The 17,060-nt window shown below is 36.8% G+C and carries 17 protein-coding genes; all 17 read left to right on the forward strand.

Annotated features, from left to right (window positions below; translation table 11 throughout):
* The first annotated feature begins 2 nt into the window (after positions 1-2).
* The 17 genes from H3R25_RS01955 (at position 3) to H3R25_RS02035 (ending at position 17,057) form a co-directional block, all read left to right on the forward strand.
* A complete protein-coding gene (locus tag H3R25_RS01955; protein WP_198194144.1) occupies positions 3-329 on the forward strand; it encodes a DUF3397 domain-containing protein in 327 nt (108 codons plus the stop codon).
* A 172-nt stretch (positions 330-501) separates the two neighbouring features.
* Positions 502-933 (forward strand): division/cell wall cluster transcriptional repressor MraZ, encoded by a 432-nt coding sequence (gene mraZ / locus H3R25_RS01960; RefSeq protein ID WP_122035003.1) that lies wholly within the window; start codon positions 502-504, stop codon positions 931-933.
* 8 nt (positions 934-941) lie between these two features.
* Positions 942-1,889, forward strand: a complete 948-nt coding sequence (rsmH, locus tag H3R25_RS01965; protein ID WP_198188815.1) for a 16S rRNA (cytosine(1402)-N(4))-methyltransferase RsmH — start codon at positions 942-944, stop codon at positions 1,887-1,889.
* A 13-nt stretch (positions 1,890-1,902) separates the two neighbouring features.
* Positions 1,903-2,265, forward strand: coding sequence for a cell division protein FtsL (ftsL, locus tag H3R25_RS01970; protein WP_122035005.1), 363 nt, complete (start codon positions 1,903-1,905; stop codon positions 2,263-2,265).
* Complete coding sequence (locus H3R25_RS01975) at positions 2,265-4,430, forward strand: penicillin-binding protein (protein ID WP_198194146.1); 2,166 nt, start codon at positions 2,265-2,267, stop codon at positions 4,428-4,430. The genes ftsL and H3R25_RS01975 overlap by 1 nt, the downstream gene beginning before the upstream one ends.
* Positions 4,431-4,437: 7 nt before the next feature.
* Entirely contained in the window at positions 4,438-5,400 is a 963-nt protein-coding gene (mraY, locus tag H3R25_RS01980) for a phospho-N-acetylmuramoyl-pentapeptide-transferase (RefSeq protein ID WP_232354531.1), read from the forward strand.
* 6 nt (positions 5,401-5,406) lie between these two features.
* The gene (gene murD, locus H3R25_RS01985) at positions 5,407-6,786 is read left to right on the forward strand and encodes a UDP-N-acetylmuramoyl-L-alanine--D-glutamate ligase (protein ID WP_198194148.1); all 1,380 of its coding nucleotides are present in this window, start codon (positions 5,407-5,409) and stop codon (positions 6,784-6,786) included.
* Position 6,787: 1 nt separating this feature from the next.
* Positions 6,788-7,897, forward strand: coding sequence for an undecaprenyldiphospho-muramoylpentapeptide beta-N-acetylglucosaminyltransferase (murG, locus tag H3R25_RS01990; protein ID WP_198194150.1), 1,110 nt, complete (start codon positions 6,788-6,790; stop codon positions 7,895-7,897).
* Positions 7,898-7,912: 15 nt separating this feature from the next.
* The gene (locus H3R25_RS01995) at positions 7,913-8,764 is read left to right on the forward strand and encodes a cell division protein FtsQ/DivIB (protein ID WP_198188819.1); all 852 of its coding nucleotides are present in this window, start codon (positions 7,913-7,915) and stop codon (positions 8,762-8,764) included.
* 60 nt (positions 8,765-8,824) lie between these two features.
* On the forward strand, positions 8,825-10,183 hold the full coding sequence (gene ftsA, locus H3R25_RS02000; protein WP_187157863.1) for a cell division protein FtsA: 1,359 nt from the start codon (positions 8,825-8,827) through the stop codon (positions 10,181-10,183).
* Positions 10,184-10,198: 15 nt separating this feature from the next.
* Entirely contained in the window at positions 10,199-11,527 is a 1,329-nt protein-coding gene (ftsZ, locus tag H3R25_RS02005; protein ID WP_187157864.1) for a cell division protein FtsZ, read from the forward strand.
* Between the two features lie 15 nt (positions 11,528-11,542).
* Positions 11,543-11,983: a cell division protein SepF gene (locus H3R25_RS02010; RefSeq protein WP_187157865.1), complete on the forward strand. Its 441-nt coding sequence runs from the start codon at positions 11,543-11,545 to the stop codon at positions 11,981-11,983.
* Positions 11,983-12,285: a YggT family protein gene (locus tag H3R25_RS02015; RefSeq protein WP_122035019.1), complete on the forward strand. Its 303-nt coding sequence runs from the start codon at positions 11,983-11,985 to the stop codon at positions 12,283-12,285. Before H3R25_RS02010 ends, H3R25_RS02015 begins: the two co-directional genes overlap by 1 nt.
* Positions 12,285-13,094 (forward strand): RNA-binding protein, encoded by an 810-nt coding sequence (locus H3R25_RS02020; RefSeq protein ID WP_122035021.1) that lies wholly within the window; start codon positions 12,285-12,287, stop codon positions 13,092-13,094. Before H3R25_RS02015 ends, H3R25_RS02020 begins: the two co-directional genes overlap by 1 nt.
* Positions 13,061-13,840 (forward strand): DivIVA domain-containing protein, encoded by a 780-nt coding sequence (locus H3R25_RS02025; RefSeq protein ID WP_198194152.1) that lies wholly within the window; start codon positions 13,061-13,063, stop codon positions 13,838-13,840. The genes H3R25_RS02020 and H3R25_RS02025 overlap by 34 nt, the downstream gene beginning before the upstream one ends.
* 221 nt (positions 13,841-14,061) lie before the next feature.
* The gene (gene ileS, locus H3R25_RS02030; protein WP_198194154.1) at positions 14,062-16,851 is read left to right on the forward strand and encodes an isoleucine--tRNA ligase; all 2,790 of its coding nucleotides are present in this window, start codon (positions 14,062-14,064) and stop codon (positions 16,849-16,851) included.
* Positions 16,851-17,057, forward strand: coding sequence for a cold-shock protein (locus H3R25_RS02035; protein WP_046306729.1), 207 nt, complete (start codon positions 16,851-16,853; stop codon positions 17,055-17,057). The genes ileS and H3R25_RS02035 overlap by 1 nt, the downstream gene beginning before the upstream one ends.
* The last annotated feature ends 3 nt before the right edge of the window (positions 17,058-17,060 follow it).

A 17,060-nucleotide genomic window follows, 5' to 3' on the forward strand; every position in this document is an offset into this window, starting at 1 on the left:
ATATGCTTTTAATCTTTGTGTTACCCATCATTGGAATAGTAATAGCTGTCTTACTAAATAAGTTTTTTCCAAAAGCAAAATTTAGAGGCTATGATATTTTACCGTTTTTTTTAATTGCGGCTTGTCATTTGATAGTCGTTCGAGAAAAGAGACCAGAATTTTTGCCATATGGCTTTTTCGTGTTTTTTATTTTAGTAATAATTATTGCAGTTAGTGAGGCTATAAAAAATAAAAACATTTCATTGGGTAGAACAATGAGAGAAATTTGGGACTTTTTAACTATGAATACCATTTTTTGGTATGTTGGTTTATTATTTTTGATGATTTAAGTGGGCATAATTCACCACCGGCAAAATAAGCTTAAAAGATTGAAATCTTGCAAAAAGATTTCAATCTTTTTTTATTTTTAAACGTGAAAAAATAAAAAAGTGAAAAAATGTACTAAAAAGTGGTAGAAAGTGGTGGAATGTGGTAAATTATTATTTGGAAGGGGGCTAGACCATGTTCATGGGTGAATTCCATCACAATCTTGACAGCAAAGGGCGTTTAATTATTCCCGCTCGTTTGCGTACTCAAATTGGTGATAAGATGGTATTTACTCGTGGGATGGAAGGCTGTATTTTTGGCTACACACTTGATGAGTGGCAAAAAATTGAAGCTAAGTTAGCAAAACTTCCATTAACTAAGAGGAATGCGCGTAGTTTTACGCGATTGTTTTACTCTGGTGCAATGGAATGCGAGTTTGATAAACAAGGACGTGTTAATCTGACCACAACATTGAAGGAACACGCTTCCTTGGTTAAAGAATGTGTCATCGTTGGTGTATCCGACCGAATTGAAATTTGGGCCAAGGAACGCTGGGAAGAATTTAGTGAAGACGCTAATGAAAACTATGATGATATCGCAGAAGATTTGGATGATATTGAACTATAAAAATGACTATGGAATTCAAACACACCAGTGTACTCTTACATGAAACAATTGAAAATTTAAATCCCCAAAACGGTGGTCTATACGTAGACGCAACTTTTGGCGGTGGCGGACATGCAAAATATTTGCTGAGCAAGCTTGAAAATGGAACGCTTATTGGTTTTGATCAAGATGAATATGCAATAAAATCAGCACAGTTGAACTTTGCTAGTTTATTAGATCCTAATAGTGACCCTAAACTACAGTTAGTGCACGACAATTTTAGTCATTTAAAGAAGAATCTGGTTGAGCTAGGTTATCAAAATGGCATTGACGGTATATACTATGATTTGGGTGTTTCATCTCCGCAATTTGATCAAGCAGGACGCGGTTTTTCTTATCGTTTTGATGCTAGATTGGATATGCGTATGGATCAAAGTCAAAGTCTTGATGCATATCAGTTAGTGAACAACTCCAGCCAAAAAGAGCTAGCAGATATTTTGTACAAGTTTGGCGATGAAAAATATTCACGACAAATTGCTCGTAAAATCGTTGAAAGAAGACAGAACAGACCAATAGAAACAACTTTTGAATTGGTAGAGGTTATTAAGGAAGCAATTCCTGCGTTTGCACGTCGAACTGGGGGACATCCTGCTAAAAAGACATTTCAAGCATTACGCGTGGCTGTTAACCATGAGCTTGATGTTTTGCAGGAGTCACTTGAGGAGGCTATTGAGCTCTTAAAGCCCGGTGGCAGAATTAGTGTAATTACCTTCCAGTCTGATGAAGACAAAATCGTAAAGAATATTTTTAAAAAATATTCTGAAGTTGAAGTACCAAGAGGAATGCCAATGATACCAGATAGCATGAAGCCAACCCTTCGCCTGGTCAATCGGAAACCAATTGTTGCTTCTAAAGAAGAGTTGGAAAACAATAACCGCTCACACAGTGCAAAGTTGCGAGTTGCGGAAAAATTGTGAAGAGGAAATAGCAATGGCTGATAGTTTAGCAAGAAAAATAGAATTTAATCCTAATAATCAAGAAGAGCCCCAAAAAAGAAAAAGACAAGTTCTTGACCATCGCCATGTTGCTTGGAATGGGCTTGAGCGGACTTTACTTGCCGTGGGCACCTTAATCACAATTGGCTTGATGACAATGTTAGTATCTTCAAGCATTTCTGCTACCTCAGCTCAACATGAACTTACTAGTGTGCAACGTGCAGTTGCTAAAAAGCAAAGTCAAGTAAGTGATTTACACCAGGAATTAGGCGAGTTAACCTCAAGTGCAAGACTTAACAAGATTGCTAAAGATAAGGGGCTAACTTTGATTGAAAAAAATATTAGGACTATTCACTAATGAAAAAACACATTAGTAATTTAAATTTACAGAAATCCAAAGCTCACAAATACCGTTTTACTGTAGGAAGATTCCTTCAGGTAGCTGTAGCTTTGGTTTTTCTTGTATTTATGGGCAGATTTTTATATATAGGAATATCTAAAACAGTTAGCGGTCAAGACTTGACTAAAAAAACTGAGCAGTTATACATGAGAAATCAGGTTTTAAAGGCAACTCGCGGAACAATTTATGATCGTAATGGTCTTGCGGTTGCTCAGGATTCTCATCTATATACAATTTATGCAATTTTGGATAAATCTTCGATCAATTATAAAAATAAGCCCGAATACGTTGTAAATAAAGCAGAAACTGCAGAAAAATTAGCGAAAGTCCTACCGCTTTCTGCTGACAAGATTTTGCAGTATTTAAATCCGGGGCATCCAGCTTTTCAGGTTCAATTTGGAACTGCTGGTATTGGGTTGACACGAAAAGAAAAAGAACGAATTGAAAAGATGAAGTTACCAGGAATTAAGTTTTTTGAAACTCAATCGAGACTCTATCCTAATGGTAATTTCGCTTCTCATATTGTTGGCTTAGCTACACCAGAATATAACAAAAAAACTAAGACCCAAGATTTGATTGGAACAATGGGACTTGAAGCTTGGTATAATGATGTTTTATCAGGTAAGGATGGCTACCAAATTTCGTCAGTTGATGCTTCAAATTTTCAAACGCCAAATAGTGTTCAAAACTATCAGGCACCAAAAGATGGTAATAACGTTTATTTGACTATTGATTCACAATTACAAGAGTACCTTGAAAATCGCTTATCGTATGTTCAAAGCAATTTTAATCCAGTTTCAATTACTGCCGTTGTAGAAGATATGAAAACTGGTAAAGTCCTGGCTGCTTCACAAAGACCAACTTTTAACCCGCAAACAAAAAAGGGAATGGAAAAATCATACCGGAACATTTTGGTGCAAGATACGTATGAACCGGGCTCTGTATTTAAAGTACTAACTTTGTCTGCGGCCGTTAATAGTGGAAATTATCATCCAAATCAATACTACAATTCTGGTTCGGTAACAGTTAGCGGTTCAGTAATTCATGACTGGGAAACTCATGGGTGGGGAAGCATCCCATTTTCACAGGCTTTTCCTCGCTCAAGCAATACTGGTTTTGTTCATCTTGAACAACAAATGGGTGCAAAAACTTGGCGTAAATATTTGAATGAATTTCACATTGGTCAGAATACTGGTGTAACTTTGCCAGGAGAACAACCAGGACTGATTGCTTTTAAATCACCAATTGATCAAGCTGTTACAAGTTTTGGTCAAGGTGTAAATGTTAATGTTATGCAGATGATGCAAGCCTTTAGTAGTTTGGCTAATGAAGGTCAAATGGTAAAGCCACAGTTTGTTGAAAAAGTGACGGATTCTGAAGGTAAGACAATTACCAATTATCAAATCAAAAATGTTGGTGAACCGATTTATTCAAAAGAAACTGCACAAGTAGTTCTTGAAAATATGCAACGTGTATTGAATAAGAAAATTGGAACAGGATCTGTTTACCGCATTAAGGGCGAAAGTATTGCAGTCAAAACTGGAACTGCTCAAATTGCCAATACCAAAGGTGGAGGCTACCTCAGGGGCGACAATAACTATACTTTTTCTGTTGTTGGCGTTACCCCAGCCAAACACCCACGTTATTGTATTTATATAACCGTGAAGCAGCCTCGACGGATGAGCAAGCCTGCGGAAGTTATCTTAGCTTCAATTTTTAAACCGATGATGAAACGCGTCATTTTAATGTCAAAAAACGAAGTAAATGACACAGTAATCATTAAAACACCTGATTTTAAAGGAATGTCATATTTAGAAGCTGAGAAGAAGGCACGTCAAATAGGTTTGAAGCTTGCCAAGGTAGGCAGTGGTGATAAAATAAGCGGGCAGTCAATTGCTAAAGGACAAAAACTAGAAGCAGGTAACAAAATTTTTGTTTTGACTTCCGGTAAAATAAAATGTCCCAAAATGAATGGCTGGACAATTGAAGAATTGCGTCAATTTGAAAATCTTACTGATGTGAAGTTGGATATTCAAGGCACTGGTAGAGCTAGTCAGCAAAGCGTGAAACCTGGTGTCACTATTAAGTCAGGTACTAAAATAAAAATCAAATTAAAGGAGTAGCATTTTTATGCTTATCATTAGCATTATTGCATTAGTTAGTTCGTTAGCATTAACAGGAATTTTTCTTCCATGGATGATTATTTTCATGAGAAGCCACCATGAAGGACAAGAAATTCGTGATGAAGGCCCTAAATGGCATGAGAAAAAATCGGGGACGCCTACAATGGGTGGTGTCATCTTTGTGCTTTCCGCTGTTATTTCAACAATATGGGTAGCTGCTTGGCAAAACCACTTGAATAAATTAATTTGGATTTTGGTAATTAGTTTATTAGGTTATGGCATTATTGGCTTTCTAGATGATGGAATTAAACTGTTTTATAAGCGAAACTTGGGTTTAAAGGCTTGGCAAAAGTTCACATTGCAGATCCTAATTGCAGCTTTAATTGTGCTAATTGCAGCAACTGATAACTTCAAATTTGGTCTTTATATTCCATTTATCGGCATTGTGACAAGCGCAATTTTGTTTACAATCTTTGTTATTTTCTGGTTGGTTGGCTTTTCAAACGCAGTTAACCTGTCTGATGGGTTAGACGGTTTAGCTACTGGTTTATCAATCATTGCATACGGGACGTACGCATATTTAGCATTAAAGCAAAAGAACTTTGCCGTACTAATTTTTTGTATGAGTGTAATTGGTGGACTTATTTCTTTCTTCATTTTCAACCACAAACCAGCCAAGATTTTTATGGGTGACGCTGGTTCACTTGCCCTAGGTGGTGGTTTAGCTGCCGTAAGTATCTTTTTAAATAGACCATGGTCATTGTTACTAGTTGGAATCGTATTTGTCTGTGAAACAGCTAGTGTAATCTTACAAGTGATTTCTTTCCAAACAACGGGTAAGAGAATTTTCAAAATGACACCTATTCATCATCATTTTGAAATGTTAGGTTATTCCGAATGGAAAGTTGATATTATTTTCTGGCTAACTGGTTTAATTGGCAGTATTTTATATTTAGTTATTTGGGGATAAAACAAAATGAGGCAGATTGAGACATATAAGAATAAAAATATTTTAGTCTTAGGATTAGGAAAAAGCGGCTTTGCTGTAAGTGAGTTGTTGCTTAAGCTTGGTGCAAAATTAACTTTAAACGATAAGGCTAATCTCGATCAAAATCCTCATGCACAAGAATTAAAAAAGCTTGGTGTAAGGGTTATTGGTGGTCAACATCCAGTTGATTTGCTTTCAAAAGAGCACTTTGATTATTTGGTTAAAAATCCAGGTATTCCATATGACAACCCAATGGTAAAGGAAGCAACCAAACTAGACTTACCAATTATCACCGAGCCGGAGGTTGCTTTAAGTGTTAGTGATGCTCCATATGTCTGTGTTACCGGTTCTAATGGTAAAACAACAACGGTAATGTTGACTCAACAAATTTTGGAGCATCATTTAGTAAAAACTGGACATCATGCATACGCGGTAGGCAATATTGGACGACCAATTGCAGAAGTTGTTACTGAGGCTACGAAGGATGATGTTCTGGTTGTTGAAATGTCAAGCTTCCAATTGATGGGTGTGACTGATATAAATCCACGCGTTGCAGCAATTATTGACATTTATGATAATGTTCACCTTGATTATCATAAAACCTTTGCCAATTACGTGGCTGCTAAGTTAAATGTTACAAAGACACAATCAGCAGATAACTATTTTTTAGCTAATTTTGATCAAAAAGCTATCTTAGAAAAAGAAAAGGCAATTACCAAGGCAAAAATACAAACTTTTTCAGAAAAAGATCAAACAGCAGATTACTTTATTGCTGACGGATATTTACAAGATCAAAACGAAAAGATTATGGCAACTAAGCAAATGAAACTGCCAGGAATCCATAACCAACAAAATGCCTTAGTGGCAATTGCTATCGCTAAGATCATGGGGGCAGAAAATGAAGACATTCAAGCAGTCTTAGCAACTTTTACCGGTGCTAAACACCGCTTACAGTATGTCATGACACTTGATGGTCGAAAGATTTATAATGATTCTAAATCCACTAATATAGAGGCTGCATCAGTTGCTATCCCATCTTTTCAAGAACCAGAAGTTTTGATTGCAGGAGGTTTAGATCGTGGATTTACATTTGATGACTTGGTACCATTACTAAAAAAGCACGTAAAAGCAGTTGTTCTTTATGGTGAAACAAGATTCTTGTTAGCAGACGCTGCTCGTAAGGCTGGTATCACTGATATTGTGATTGAAAACAGCTTACAAGAGGCGGTGCCCAAAGCCTATGAGTTAACCCAACCGGGCGATGTTTTACTATTTTCACCAGCATGTGCATCGTGGGATCAATTCCGTACTTTTGAAGAACGTGGCGACTATTTTATAAATTTTGTTAAGGAACTGAAAACTAAATAAAATGAGAATTATTTTTACAGGTGGTGGCACGGGTGGCCACATTTATCCAATAATGGCATTGATAGAACGACTTAAAGAGCGTGATCTAGCAACTGATGACGAAATTCTGTTTGTCGGAACGCAAAAAGGGCTCGAAGCAAAAATCGTTCCTGCTGCTGGAGTAAACTTTAAAACACTTGAATTGCAGGGGTTTACTAGAAAGCACTTACTAAGTAACTTTACAACGGTTAACCTATTTATTAAGGCAACCAAAAAAGCCAGAACAATAATTGCTGATTTTAAGCCAGATGTTGTTGTAGGTACGGGTGGCTATGTAAGCGGAGCAATGGTCTACGCTGCTGCTAAAATGAATATTCCTACGATGATTCATGAATCTAATTCAGTTGTTGGTGTCGCAAATAAGTTTTTGGGTCATTATGTTGATAAAATTTGTTATACCTTTGATGATGCAGCTGCTCAGTTTACCGAAAAGAAAAAACTGGTAAAAACTGGAAACCCTCGTTCACAACAGGTGTTAGGCCTTGCTTCTACAAAAGTTGACTTGCAAAGTAAATTAGCACTTAATCCTGATACACCGACAGTACTGGTTTTCGGTGGTTCTAGGGGCGCACTAGCTCTGAATCGGATTATGCTGAAATCACTGACCAAGTTAATGAAAAAACCGTATCAAGTGATCTGGGTGACAGGTACATACTACTATGATGAAATTCAAAAGAAGTTAGCCGACTTTAACTATGGTCCAAGCATCAAAGTACTGGCTTATGTTGAGGACATGCCAGCTCTTTTACCCAAGATGACTTGCGTTGTTTCAAGATCAGGTGCAACGAGTATTGCAGAATTTACTGCATTGGGCGTGCCAGCAATTTTGATTCCTAGTCCCAATGTTACCCATAATCATCAAATGAAAAACGCTCTTGATCTTGAAAAGGCTGGGGCAGCAACAGTTATTGCTGAAGATGATTTGAATCCTAACAATTTTATTTCCTCGATTGATCATATTTTACTAGATCAGAAATATGCTGATGAAATGAGTGCAGCGTCTAAGAAATTGGGTGTACCAGATGCATCAGATCAGGTTATTAAAGTAATGGAAGAAATAGCCAAAAAATAAAAGCAGGTGAGGTAGTTGACCAAGAAACGCATAACTAAGATTGATCCGGAAGAAAAATTATCGCACTACTTAGACCATCAATCTAATCAGAAAAAAAGAAAAAGCCAAAACAAAATTTCTGCTTCACTTTCAAATTTGCATAGTGAGCGTAAGTCTGCGTTGGTTAAAAGGCTCGGCTTAATCATAACTATCTCAATAATTTGCTTAATTTGCCTTGGCTACTACATTTCACCCTTAGCAAATGTTCGCAGTGTTAGGGTTGAGGGAGCGGATGATTTACCTGCTAAAGAAGTGGTTAAAACTGCTGATATTAGGGCAAGCGATAGAGTAATCGACTATTTGCTACACTGGAATGATGTAGATGAAGATCTAGCTAATAGATACACAGAAGTTAAGAGTGTTGATATAAAAGTAAAACATTTCAATCAATTAAATTTAAATATCGTTGAATTTAAAACAATTGGTTATATAAAAAAAGAAAAAGGCTATTGTAAAATCCTATCAAATGGTAAACTAGGTACACAGCTTATTTCTTGGAATAAAATAGATCAAGATAAGCCAGTTTTTATTGGTTACAACCATGAAGTTTCATTAAAAAACAATTTACAGTTATTTAATAGTTTGCCTGAAGAATTCCAGGATCAAATTAAGCTATTGAGTGGAAATACCCGTCGGAAATCGCAGGTCATCTTTGTAATGAAAGATGGAAATGTAGTAATTGGCAACATTTCTACAATCAAAAGTAAATTAAAGTACTATAATGAAATAAAGAATAAAGTAAAGAAAAATAGCTTGATTGACTTAGAAGTAGGTGCATATAGTCGCCCACTGACATCAAGCGAAAAGCGAGCTTATGGCTTAATATAAGCTGTATTTGTAATTGTTTTATGTTAAAATTTTCAAAAAGGCATCGACGGGGGGTTAATCTTGGACAACACAAATTTACTGGTGGGACTTGATATAGGTACTACAAGTGTAAAAGCAGTTGTAGCTGATTCCGGAAAAGTTATTGGAGCTGTTGCAGTTCCAAATAAGGGAATGCGTCACGGTAGTATCGTTGATATTGATGAGACCGCAAGTGCAATCAGTTATGCGCTAAAAGAAATAAGTAAAAAGACAAATGCTAACATTTATCGGGTTGTAACTGGTATTCCAGTTGGAATGCTACAGCTAGAAACTGCAAGTGATTTAATCAATGTTAGTGATAATGGCCAAGAAGTTGGCAATAATGATGTTAGGCGCGTCGTAAGAGCTGCAATTAGGTCTGCTGTAAAAAGTGAACGTGAACCGATTGCTTTTTTACCGAGCCGTTTTTTAATTGATGGCAAAAATGAAGTTGACGATCCACGAAAGATGATTGCCCACTCGTTGGCTGTCCAAGGTATAGTACTAACTGCTCCTGCAAGTCCATTGCACAATATAAAAAAAGCAATTGAACGTGCAGGCTATCAAAATAATTTCTTTATTCCAACGCCACTAGCAATTGCAAGTGTTGCTTTAAATGAAAGTGAACGGACATTTGGCTCTATTATTTTAGATTTGGGCGGTGGCATAACTACTGCAACTGTTATTCATAATGGTCAGATTAAATATGCAAATATTGACTTTGAAGGCGGTAGCGACATTACAAATGATATTTCAACCGTCTTAAGTACCTCCAAAAAAGATGCCGAGCAACTTAAACTTGACTACGGTTATGCTGAGCCTAAGCTTGCTTCGGAGAAGAATAAGTTTGCCATTAATAGTGTTGGCTCAAATGGGCAACAGATGGTAGATGAAGTTTACTTAAGTCAGATTATTAATGCGCGTATTATGCAAATAGTTAACCGGATTGAGAAGGGCTTAATTAAGCATGATGCTTTAAAACTTCCTGGTGGTGTTATTATTACTGGTGGTAGCAGTTTACTACAGGGAATTGATGATATTATTGCAACAAAATTAAATATTAAAACCCGTATTTATCAACCGGATCAAATTGGGATGCGTAATCCTGTTTATTCAGCTGCATATGGTATTGTCAATTATGCATATAGGATGTCTGATATTGACTTTTTGGTAATAAGTGCAATTTATGGCAAGAATACACTTGGAGAAAAAACTGAGCTACCTGAAAAAAATAATAAAAATTCAAAAAGAACAGGTACCGGTAATGAAACAAAGGGTAAAGAAGAATATAATAGAACTGAGTTACTGAAGCGGGAACGAAGAACGCAAAGTAAATCAAATAAAGATACGCAAAATAAAGAAAAAGGAATAAAGAATTTCTTTAAAAAATTCTTTGATTAAAGGGTGGTTAATTAGATGGATTTCACATTCGATTCAGACGACAATAAAAATGCTGTCATCAAAGTGATTGGTGTCGGTGGCGCTGGTGGTAATGCTGTTAATCGAATGATCGATGACGGCGTTCAAGGGGTTTCCTTTGTTGCTGCTAACACAGATGTTCAAGCATTAAATAGTAATAAAGCAGAAACTAAAATTCAGCTTGGGCCAAAATTAACGAGAGGATTAGGAGCAGGCTCTCATCCTGAGGTTGGTCAAAAGGCTGCTGAAGAAAGTGAGCAAACAATAGAAGATGCACTTAAGGGTGCTGACATGATTTTTATCACTGCCGGAATGGGTGGTGGTACAGGTACTGGTGCAGCTCCTGTTGTTGCTAAAATTGCTCGTGAAACGGGAGCATTAACAGTTGGTGTTGTTACTAGACCATTTACATTTGAAGGACCTAAGCGTTCGAAAAATGCAACTGAAGGAATCGCCCAATTAAAGCAATATGTTGATACGTTAGTTATTATTGCTAATAACCGCTTACTGGAAATGGTTGATAAGAAGACCCCAATGATGGATGCTTTCAAAGAGGCTGATAATGTCTTGAAGCAAGGTGTTCAGGGGATTTCTGATTTAATTACTTCTACTGACTACGTAAACTTAGACTTTGCGGATGTTAAAACTGTAATGGCAAATCAAGGTGCTGCCTTGATGGGAATCGGACGTGCTAGTGGTGAAAACAGAACTGTTGAAGCTACAAAATTGGCAATTTCTTCACCACTTCTTGAAGTTTCAATTGATGGTGCAAAACAAGTCTTACTAAACATTACTGGTGGACCAGACTTAACATTATTTGAAGCTCAAGATGCTTCTGAAATTGTTTCAAAGGCTGCTGGCGATGACGTCAATATTATCTTTGGTACATCTATTAACCCTAACTTAGGCGATGAAGTTGTTGTTACTGTAATTGCGACTGGAATTAGCTCTTTGGCTGAAGAAGAGGCTTCAAAGCAATTACCTGGTCAAAGTCATCAGGTCAAGGCAAATCAGAACAAGCAAGCACCTAGCCAACCAGCTAACCAAAATGTTGCTGAACCAGTTGGCGAAGCGCAAGTTGTTGATCAAGCTTCTGATGTTGAACCTGCACCTAAGCATCGAACAATGGTTGATCCAACAAGCGTTTGGGGTTTAGATAATGATGATCAAGTTAATCGTCGTTCAACTCCAAGCGAGGTTGAGCAAAATGAACAGCCAAGTTCATTTGATGATGATCAAAGCAATATTTCTCAGATTGAAACTAATGCTTTTGATGATGACGATACAGATGACATTCCATTCTTTAGACACCGTGGCGAAAACTAATAGGAGGTAAAAGAAATGGCTTTTAGTAAAATAGGTAAATTTTTTGGCGTCTCTGATGATGAAGACGAGATGTTAGATAACGAAGAATATCTTGATGAGCAGGAAGAAAATGAAAACAGTATTCCTGTCGGTGCAATTGATCATGACAAGGTAGTTTCTATTAAGTCTGGGAATAATTCTGCTAAAAGCAAGATCGTTTTGTATGAACCTCGTGTATATTCAGATGCTAAAGATGTAGCCCAAAATTTATTAAATAACAAAGCTGTAATAATCAATTTTAGTCGTATGGAAGATGCTTCTTCAAGACGAATTGTTGATTTTATTACAGGGACGGTTTATGCCCTAAATGGTGAAATTCAACGCATTGGTGATAAGATCTTTTTAGCTACACCACCTAAATTCGTAACTAATGGAAAAATCAGCGATTTAGTCGATAAGAAAGATAATTTAAGTTAATGCTTGTAGCAATTTATTATATACAAAATATTCTAAATTGGATTATTTGGTTATACAGTATTGTGATGGTTATTGATGCAATCATGAGTTGGGTACCTTTTTTACGTGATTCAGCAATTGGGCAAATAATTAATCGCATCATTGATCCATATGTGAGTATTTTTCGTAAAGGACCAATCGAACAGTTATCAAATTCTACTGGTATAGATTTTTCATTTCTTTTAGCCTTATTATTACTGTACTTTGTGCAGGAATATGCTATAGGATGGCTATGCGATATTTTGTTTAGGATCTTTGCATAATGGAAAAGAGACAAGCAAGTAAATTTTATCCTTATTTTGACGTTGAAGAAAAATCGGTCATTGATAAAATGACCGGTTTTTTCAATAGTGTGGTTTTTAAACAGCAACCATTGCTTACTGAGTTCTTGGATCCTGCTCAAAGAGATATTTTACGCACAATTGCAGGAAATGATCTTTTTATGCAGGATTTTGGTGGTTACCAAGCTGCTGAGAAGAAAAGAGTTTATCTAACTGTAGACTGGACTAATTTTGATTTATCGGATTATGGTGTAACTGCATTTTCAATTAACTATCCGAATAAGTTTGAAAAATTAACTCATAGTGCCATTCTGGGTAGCTTAGCTAATTCAGGAATTGAGACTGAAACATTTGGTGATATTATTACTGACGGAAATGGGCAGTGGCAGTTTTTTGGAAAAAGTGAACTAACTGATTTTTTTCAAAAAGAAATTACTAGAATAGGGCGAGTCAAAGTTAAAGTTGAACCTATAGACTTTAGAAATGTCATAGTCCCAGAAGATGATAGTAGTGAAACTTCGATTGTTGTAACTTCACTTCGTGTTGATGCAATTTTATCAGGAATTAGTAACCAAAGCCGTAGCCAAATTCAAAATAGTATTTCGACAAATTTGGTTAAATTAAATTGGCATGGTATCAAAGATTCTAATATAATAGTAAAAGTAGATGATGTTCTCAGCTTAAGGCATTTTGGTCGATGCAAAGTTGAGGATATTAGAACAACGAGAAAAGGCAAATACAAGGTGGTGCTGAGACTTTGGCAGACAAAAAAACACAAACAAAGAAATTAACGCCAATGGATATTCACAATGAGGAATTTAAAAAACGTGGACTTAGTGGCTATGATCGTCGCGAAGTTGATTCTTTTTTAGATCATGTTGTGGATGACTATGGTGATGCACTTGATGAAACAATTGATTTAAAAAATGAAGTAGCTCGGCTAAAAACGCAAGTTAATGACTTACAAGCTAAAGTTACGAAATATGAGCAGAACGAAGAAGCAGCTAAGCATCAACTTGCTGATGCACATGTTCGTGCACAAGAGATTATCAATACGGCAACAGAGCAAGCGCATAACGAAACTACTCAAGCAAGAGTAGATGTTGACTACCAAAAGCAGCAATTGGATACGATCAAAGATGATTACGAGCGAGTTAAGAAAGAGGTCGCTGGTTATCGTACATATATTCAAGATTTGCTTCAAAAGGCAATTGAAAATCTCAATGACGATGATTGGCAAAAGGCGCTTGATAAGTACTTTGGCACAGAGCGTTTTTATCCACCAGACGGTGCAGAGCCAATTACTTTAACCGATGAAGAAGAAATTGTTGATGAAGATGACGATGAAGAGGATACGGGAATAGTTGACAAAGATGATAACTATGAAGTAAACTTTGATGAAGAAGATGATCCACAGCCAATGGCTGGTGATAGTTCAAATTCTGAAACAATTGATCTGAATAATGAGGAGGGACCTGAAGTACAAGTTTCAGGCACTTCAATCGTTTTTCCAGAGGATTATAAAAAAAGGGATTAATAAACGGATAGTAAAACCGACAGACAATTCAGCGATCTAGTGGTGGTGTGAGACTAGTATTAAGTGCTTGATGGTTGATCAGCTATCGCGATACAGTTTATTTCGTCAATTGCACGTTACGCAATCTTTAAGTGGAGCTTAATTGGCTCAATTTAGGTGGTACCACGATATTAAACCTCGCCCTAATTAGGACGAGGTTTTTTTGCAGAAAGGAATAAATAATGAGAGTAAAGGATACGCTAAATTTAGGAAAAACTAAATTTAAAATGCGTGGAAATCTTCCCGTTAGAGAAGCAGAATGGCAAAAAGAATGGGATGAAAATAAATTATATGAACAAAGACTAAAACTAAATGAGGGTAAACCTCGTTTTGACTTGCATGATGGTCCTCCATTTGCCAATGGTAATATTCACATGGGACATGCGTTAAACAAGATTTCTAAAGATATTATTGTTCGCTTTAAAAATATGGATGGCTATTACGCACCTTACGTTCCCGGATGGGATACACACGGGTTGCCAATTGAGCAACAATTAGCAAAACAAGGCGTTGACCGTAAAAAAATGAATCGTGCGGAATACCGTCAATTGTGTGAAGACTACGCTAAAAAAGAAATCAGTAAACAAAAAGCTGATTTTAAGCGTTTAGGAGTGATGGGTGACTGGGATCATCCATACATTACTTTACAACCTGAATACGAAGCAGAAGAAATTCGTGTGTTTGGTAAAATGTATGAACAAGGATACATTTACAAGGGTAAGAAGCCGGTCTACTGGTCACCTTCTAGTGAGTCAACGTTGGCTGAAGCCGAGGTTGAATATCATGATGTAAAGTCTCCTTCAATTTATGTTGCTTTTCCTGTTAAGGATGGTAAGGGCATCATTGACCCAAAGGATACTTATTTCGTAATCTGGACTACAACACCTTGGACTATACCGGCTAATCAAGGGATTACAGTTAACCCAGGCTTTGACTATTCAGTAGTCAAAGTTGGCGATAAGAGATATGTGGTAGGTACTGATCGACTTGAAGCAGTAGCAGAAGCGCTTGATTGGGAAAATTATGAAGTTGTACAACACGTAAAAGGTTCTGAGATGGATCGCATGCTTGCTTCACATCCACTATATGGACAAGGTGTTTTGGTAATGAATGCGATGCATGTTACTGCTGCTGACGGTACTGGTTTAGTTCACACTGCTTCTGGCTTTGGTGAAGACGACTATAATGTTGCTCAACGCTATGATTTACCTGTCTTTAGTCCCTTGGATAATAAGGGTTGCTATACCGATGAAGTTCCCGACCCTGAATTAGTCGGCATGTTTTATGACGATGCTAATAAAGTTGTCAGCGAAAAATTAAAGCAGTCTGGTAACTTATTGAAACTAAGCTTTTTCACGCACTCATATCCACATGACTGGAGAACTAAGAAGCCAGTTATCTATCGTGCAACAACCCAATGGTTTGCATCAATCGAAAAATGTCGTAAACAAATTCTTGAACAAATTGATCAGGTTAACTTTATGCCAGAATGGGGTAAAGTTCGTTTGCACAACATGATCAAAGATCGTGGCGACTGGGTAATTTCACGTCAACGTGCTTGGGGTGTTCCTCTACCAATTTTTTACGCAGAAGATGATACTCCAATTGTTACTCCAGAAACAATTGAACACATTGCGCAAATTTTTGCCAAGGAAGGTTCGAATGCTTGGTATAAACGCACTGCTAAAGAACTTTTGCCAGATGGATTTACTTCTCCACATTCTCCTAATGGAGAATTCAGAAAAGAAACAGATATTTTAGATGTTTGGTTTGATTCTGGGTCTTCACATCGAGCAGTAATGGCTGCAAGAGAAGATTTACGTTTTCCAGCAGACATGTACCTTGAGGGGAGTGATCAATATCGTGGTTGGTTCAATTCTAGTTTGATTACTTCAGTTGCAACAACTGGTCAGGCCCCATATCGCAACATCCTATCTCAAGGGTTCGTTTTAGATGATAAAGGTCATAAAATGTCTAAATCGCTTGGTAACATCATTGCACCAAACGATATAATTAAAAAGATGGGTGCTGAGATAATTCGTTTATGGGTTGCTTCAGTTGATGCAACTTCAGATGTAGCAGTTTCCCAAGACATTTTGCAGCAAACTTCTGAAAGCTACCGTAAAATTAGAAACACTTTCCGTTATATGTTGGCTAACACTTCAGATTTTGATCCAGAAAAAGACCGTATTGCATATGAAGATCTTAATTCGATTGATCAATATCTTGAAGTTCGTTTGAATGAACTTGTTAAGACCTGTTTGGAAAGTTATGAAAAATATGATTTCAATAACGTCTATAAAAAGATCTTTTCATTTATTTCTAACGATTTATCAGCATTTTACTTGGACTTTGCAAAAGATGTTTTATACATTGAAGGCAAGAATAGTCATGCAAGACGTTCAATGCAAACGGTCATTTACGATGCTGCGGTTAAATTAGCCAAGGTTTTGACACCTATCCTTCCGCACACAATGGAAGAAATCTGGTCATTCTTAAAAGAAAAAGAAGACTACATCCAACTGACGAATATGCCTGAAGTTGAAGAATATGAAAATAGTGAAGAACTACTTGTTAAATGGCAAAAGTTCATGTCATTAAGAGATGATGTCTTAAAGGTCCTAGAAGAAGCACGTGACAAGAAGCTAATTGGTAAATCATTTGAGGCAGCTGTGACGATTTATCCTACTGAAGAAATGAAATCGGTTTTAGATTCACTAGATGCCAATTTCAGACAGATTTTAATTGTCTCTAAATTAACTATCGCTGATGGTCCGGCTCCTGAAAATGCTGAGAAACTACAAAATGGTGCTTTCATTGTTGAACGAGCTGAGGGTGAAGTTTGTCCACGATGCCGAATGATTAGAAATGACATTGGGCAGGATAACGACCTTCCAATGCTTTGTGGACGCTGTGCTGAGATAGTCAAGGCTGATTATCCAGAAACAGCTCAAGAAGGACTAGAAGAATAATGCGTTTAGGTACAGTAAAGCAATTTGATCCAAAAAGTAGTTTTGGATTCATTGAAGATGACGAAAACCACAAATCTTATTTTGTTTTTTACACTGCAATTAAAGAAGAAGGATATCGTCGTCTTCAAGTTGGTCAAAAAGTCAAATACCAACTTGCTCAAGGAAAAAATGGCTTGCAATGTGTGAATGTATATCTAGCTAATTAATAG

Origin of the sequence: Lactobacillus sp. M0390 (genome assembly GCF_016102085.1) — a bacterium.
Lineage (GTDB): Bacteria > Bacillota > Bacilli > Lactobacillales > Lactobacillaceae > Lactobacillus > Lactobacillus apis.

What these genes read in the sequence shown, in the direction of transcription:
- ftsL (WP_122035005.1), top strand. Translation starts at nt 1,903, where the DNA reads ATGGCTGATAGTTTAGCAAGAAAAATAGAATTTAATCCTAATAATCAA.
- mraY (WP_232354531.1), top strand. Translation starts at nt 4,438, where the DNA reads ATGCTTATCATTAGCATTATTGCATTAGTTAGTTCGTTAGCATTAACA.
- H3R25_RS02010 (WP_187157865.1), top strand. Translation starts at nt 11,543, where the DNA reads ATGGCTTTTAGTAAAATAGGTAAATTTTTTGGCGTCTCTGATGATGAA.
- H3R25_RS01955 (WP_198194144.1), top strand. Translation starts at nt 3, where the DNA reads ATGCTTTTAATCTTTGTGTTACCCATCATTGGAATAGTAATAGCTGTC.
- murG (WP_198194150.1), top strand. Translation starts at nt 6,788, where the DNA reads ATGAGAATTATTTTTACAGGTGGTGGCACGGGTGGCCACATTTATCCA.
- ileS (WP_198194154.1), top strand. Translation starts at nt 14,062, where the DNA reads ATGAGAGTAAAGGATACGCTAAATTTAGGAAAAACTAAATTTAAAATG.
- H3R25_RS02020 (WP_122035021.1), top strand. Translation starts at nt 12,285, where the DNA reads ATGGAAAAGAGACAAGCAAGTAAATTTTATCCTTATTTTGACGTTGAA.
- H3R25_RS02035 (WP_046306729.1), top strand. Translation starts at nt 16,851, where the DNA reads ATGCGTTTAGGTACAGTAAAGCAATTTGATCCAAAAAGTAGTTTTGGA.
- mraZ (WP_122035003.1), top strand. Translation starts at nt 502, where the DNA reads ATGTTCATGGGTGAATTCCATCACAATCTTGACAGCAAAGGGCGTTTA.
- H3R25_RS01975 (WP_198194146.1), top strand. Translation starts at nt 2,265, where the DNA reads ATGAAAAAACACATTAGTAATTTAAATTTACAGAAATCCAAAGCTCAC.
- H3R25_RS02015 (WP_122035019.1), top strand. Translation starts at nt 11,983, where the DNA reads ATGCTTGTAGCAATTTATTATATACAAAATATTCTAAATTGGATTATT.
- murD (WP_198194148.1), top strand. Translation starts at nt 5,407, where the DNA reads ATGAGGCAGATTGAGACATATAAGAATAAAAATATTTTAGTCTTAGGA.
- rsmH (WP_198188815.1), top strand. Translation starts at nt 942, where the DNA reads ATGGAATTCAAACACACCAGTGTACTCTTACATGAAACAATTGAAAAT.
- ftsZ (WP_187157864.1), top strand. Translation starts at nt 10,199, where the DNA reads ATGGATTTCACATTCGATTCAGACGACAATAAAAATGCTGTCATCAAA.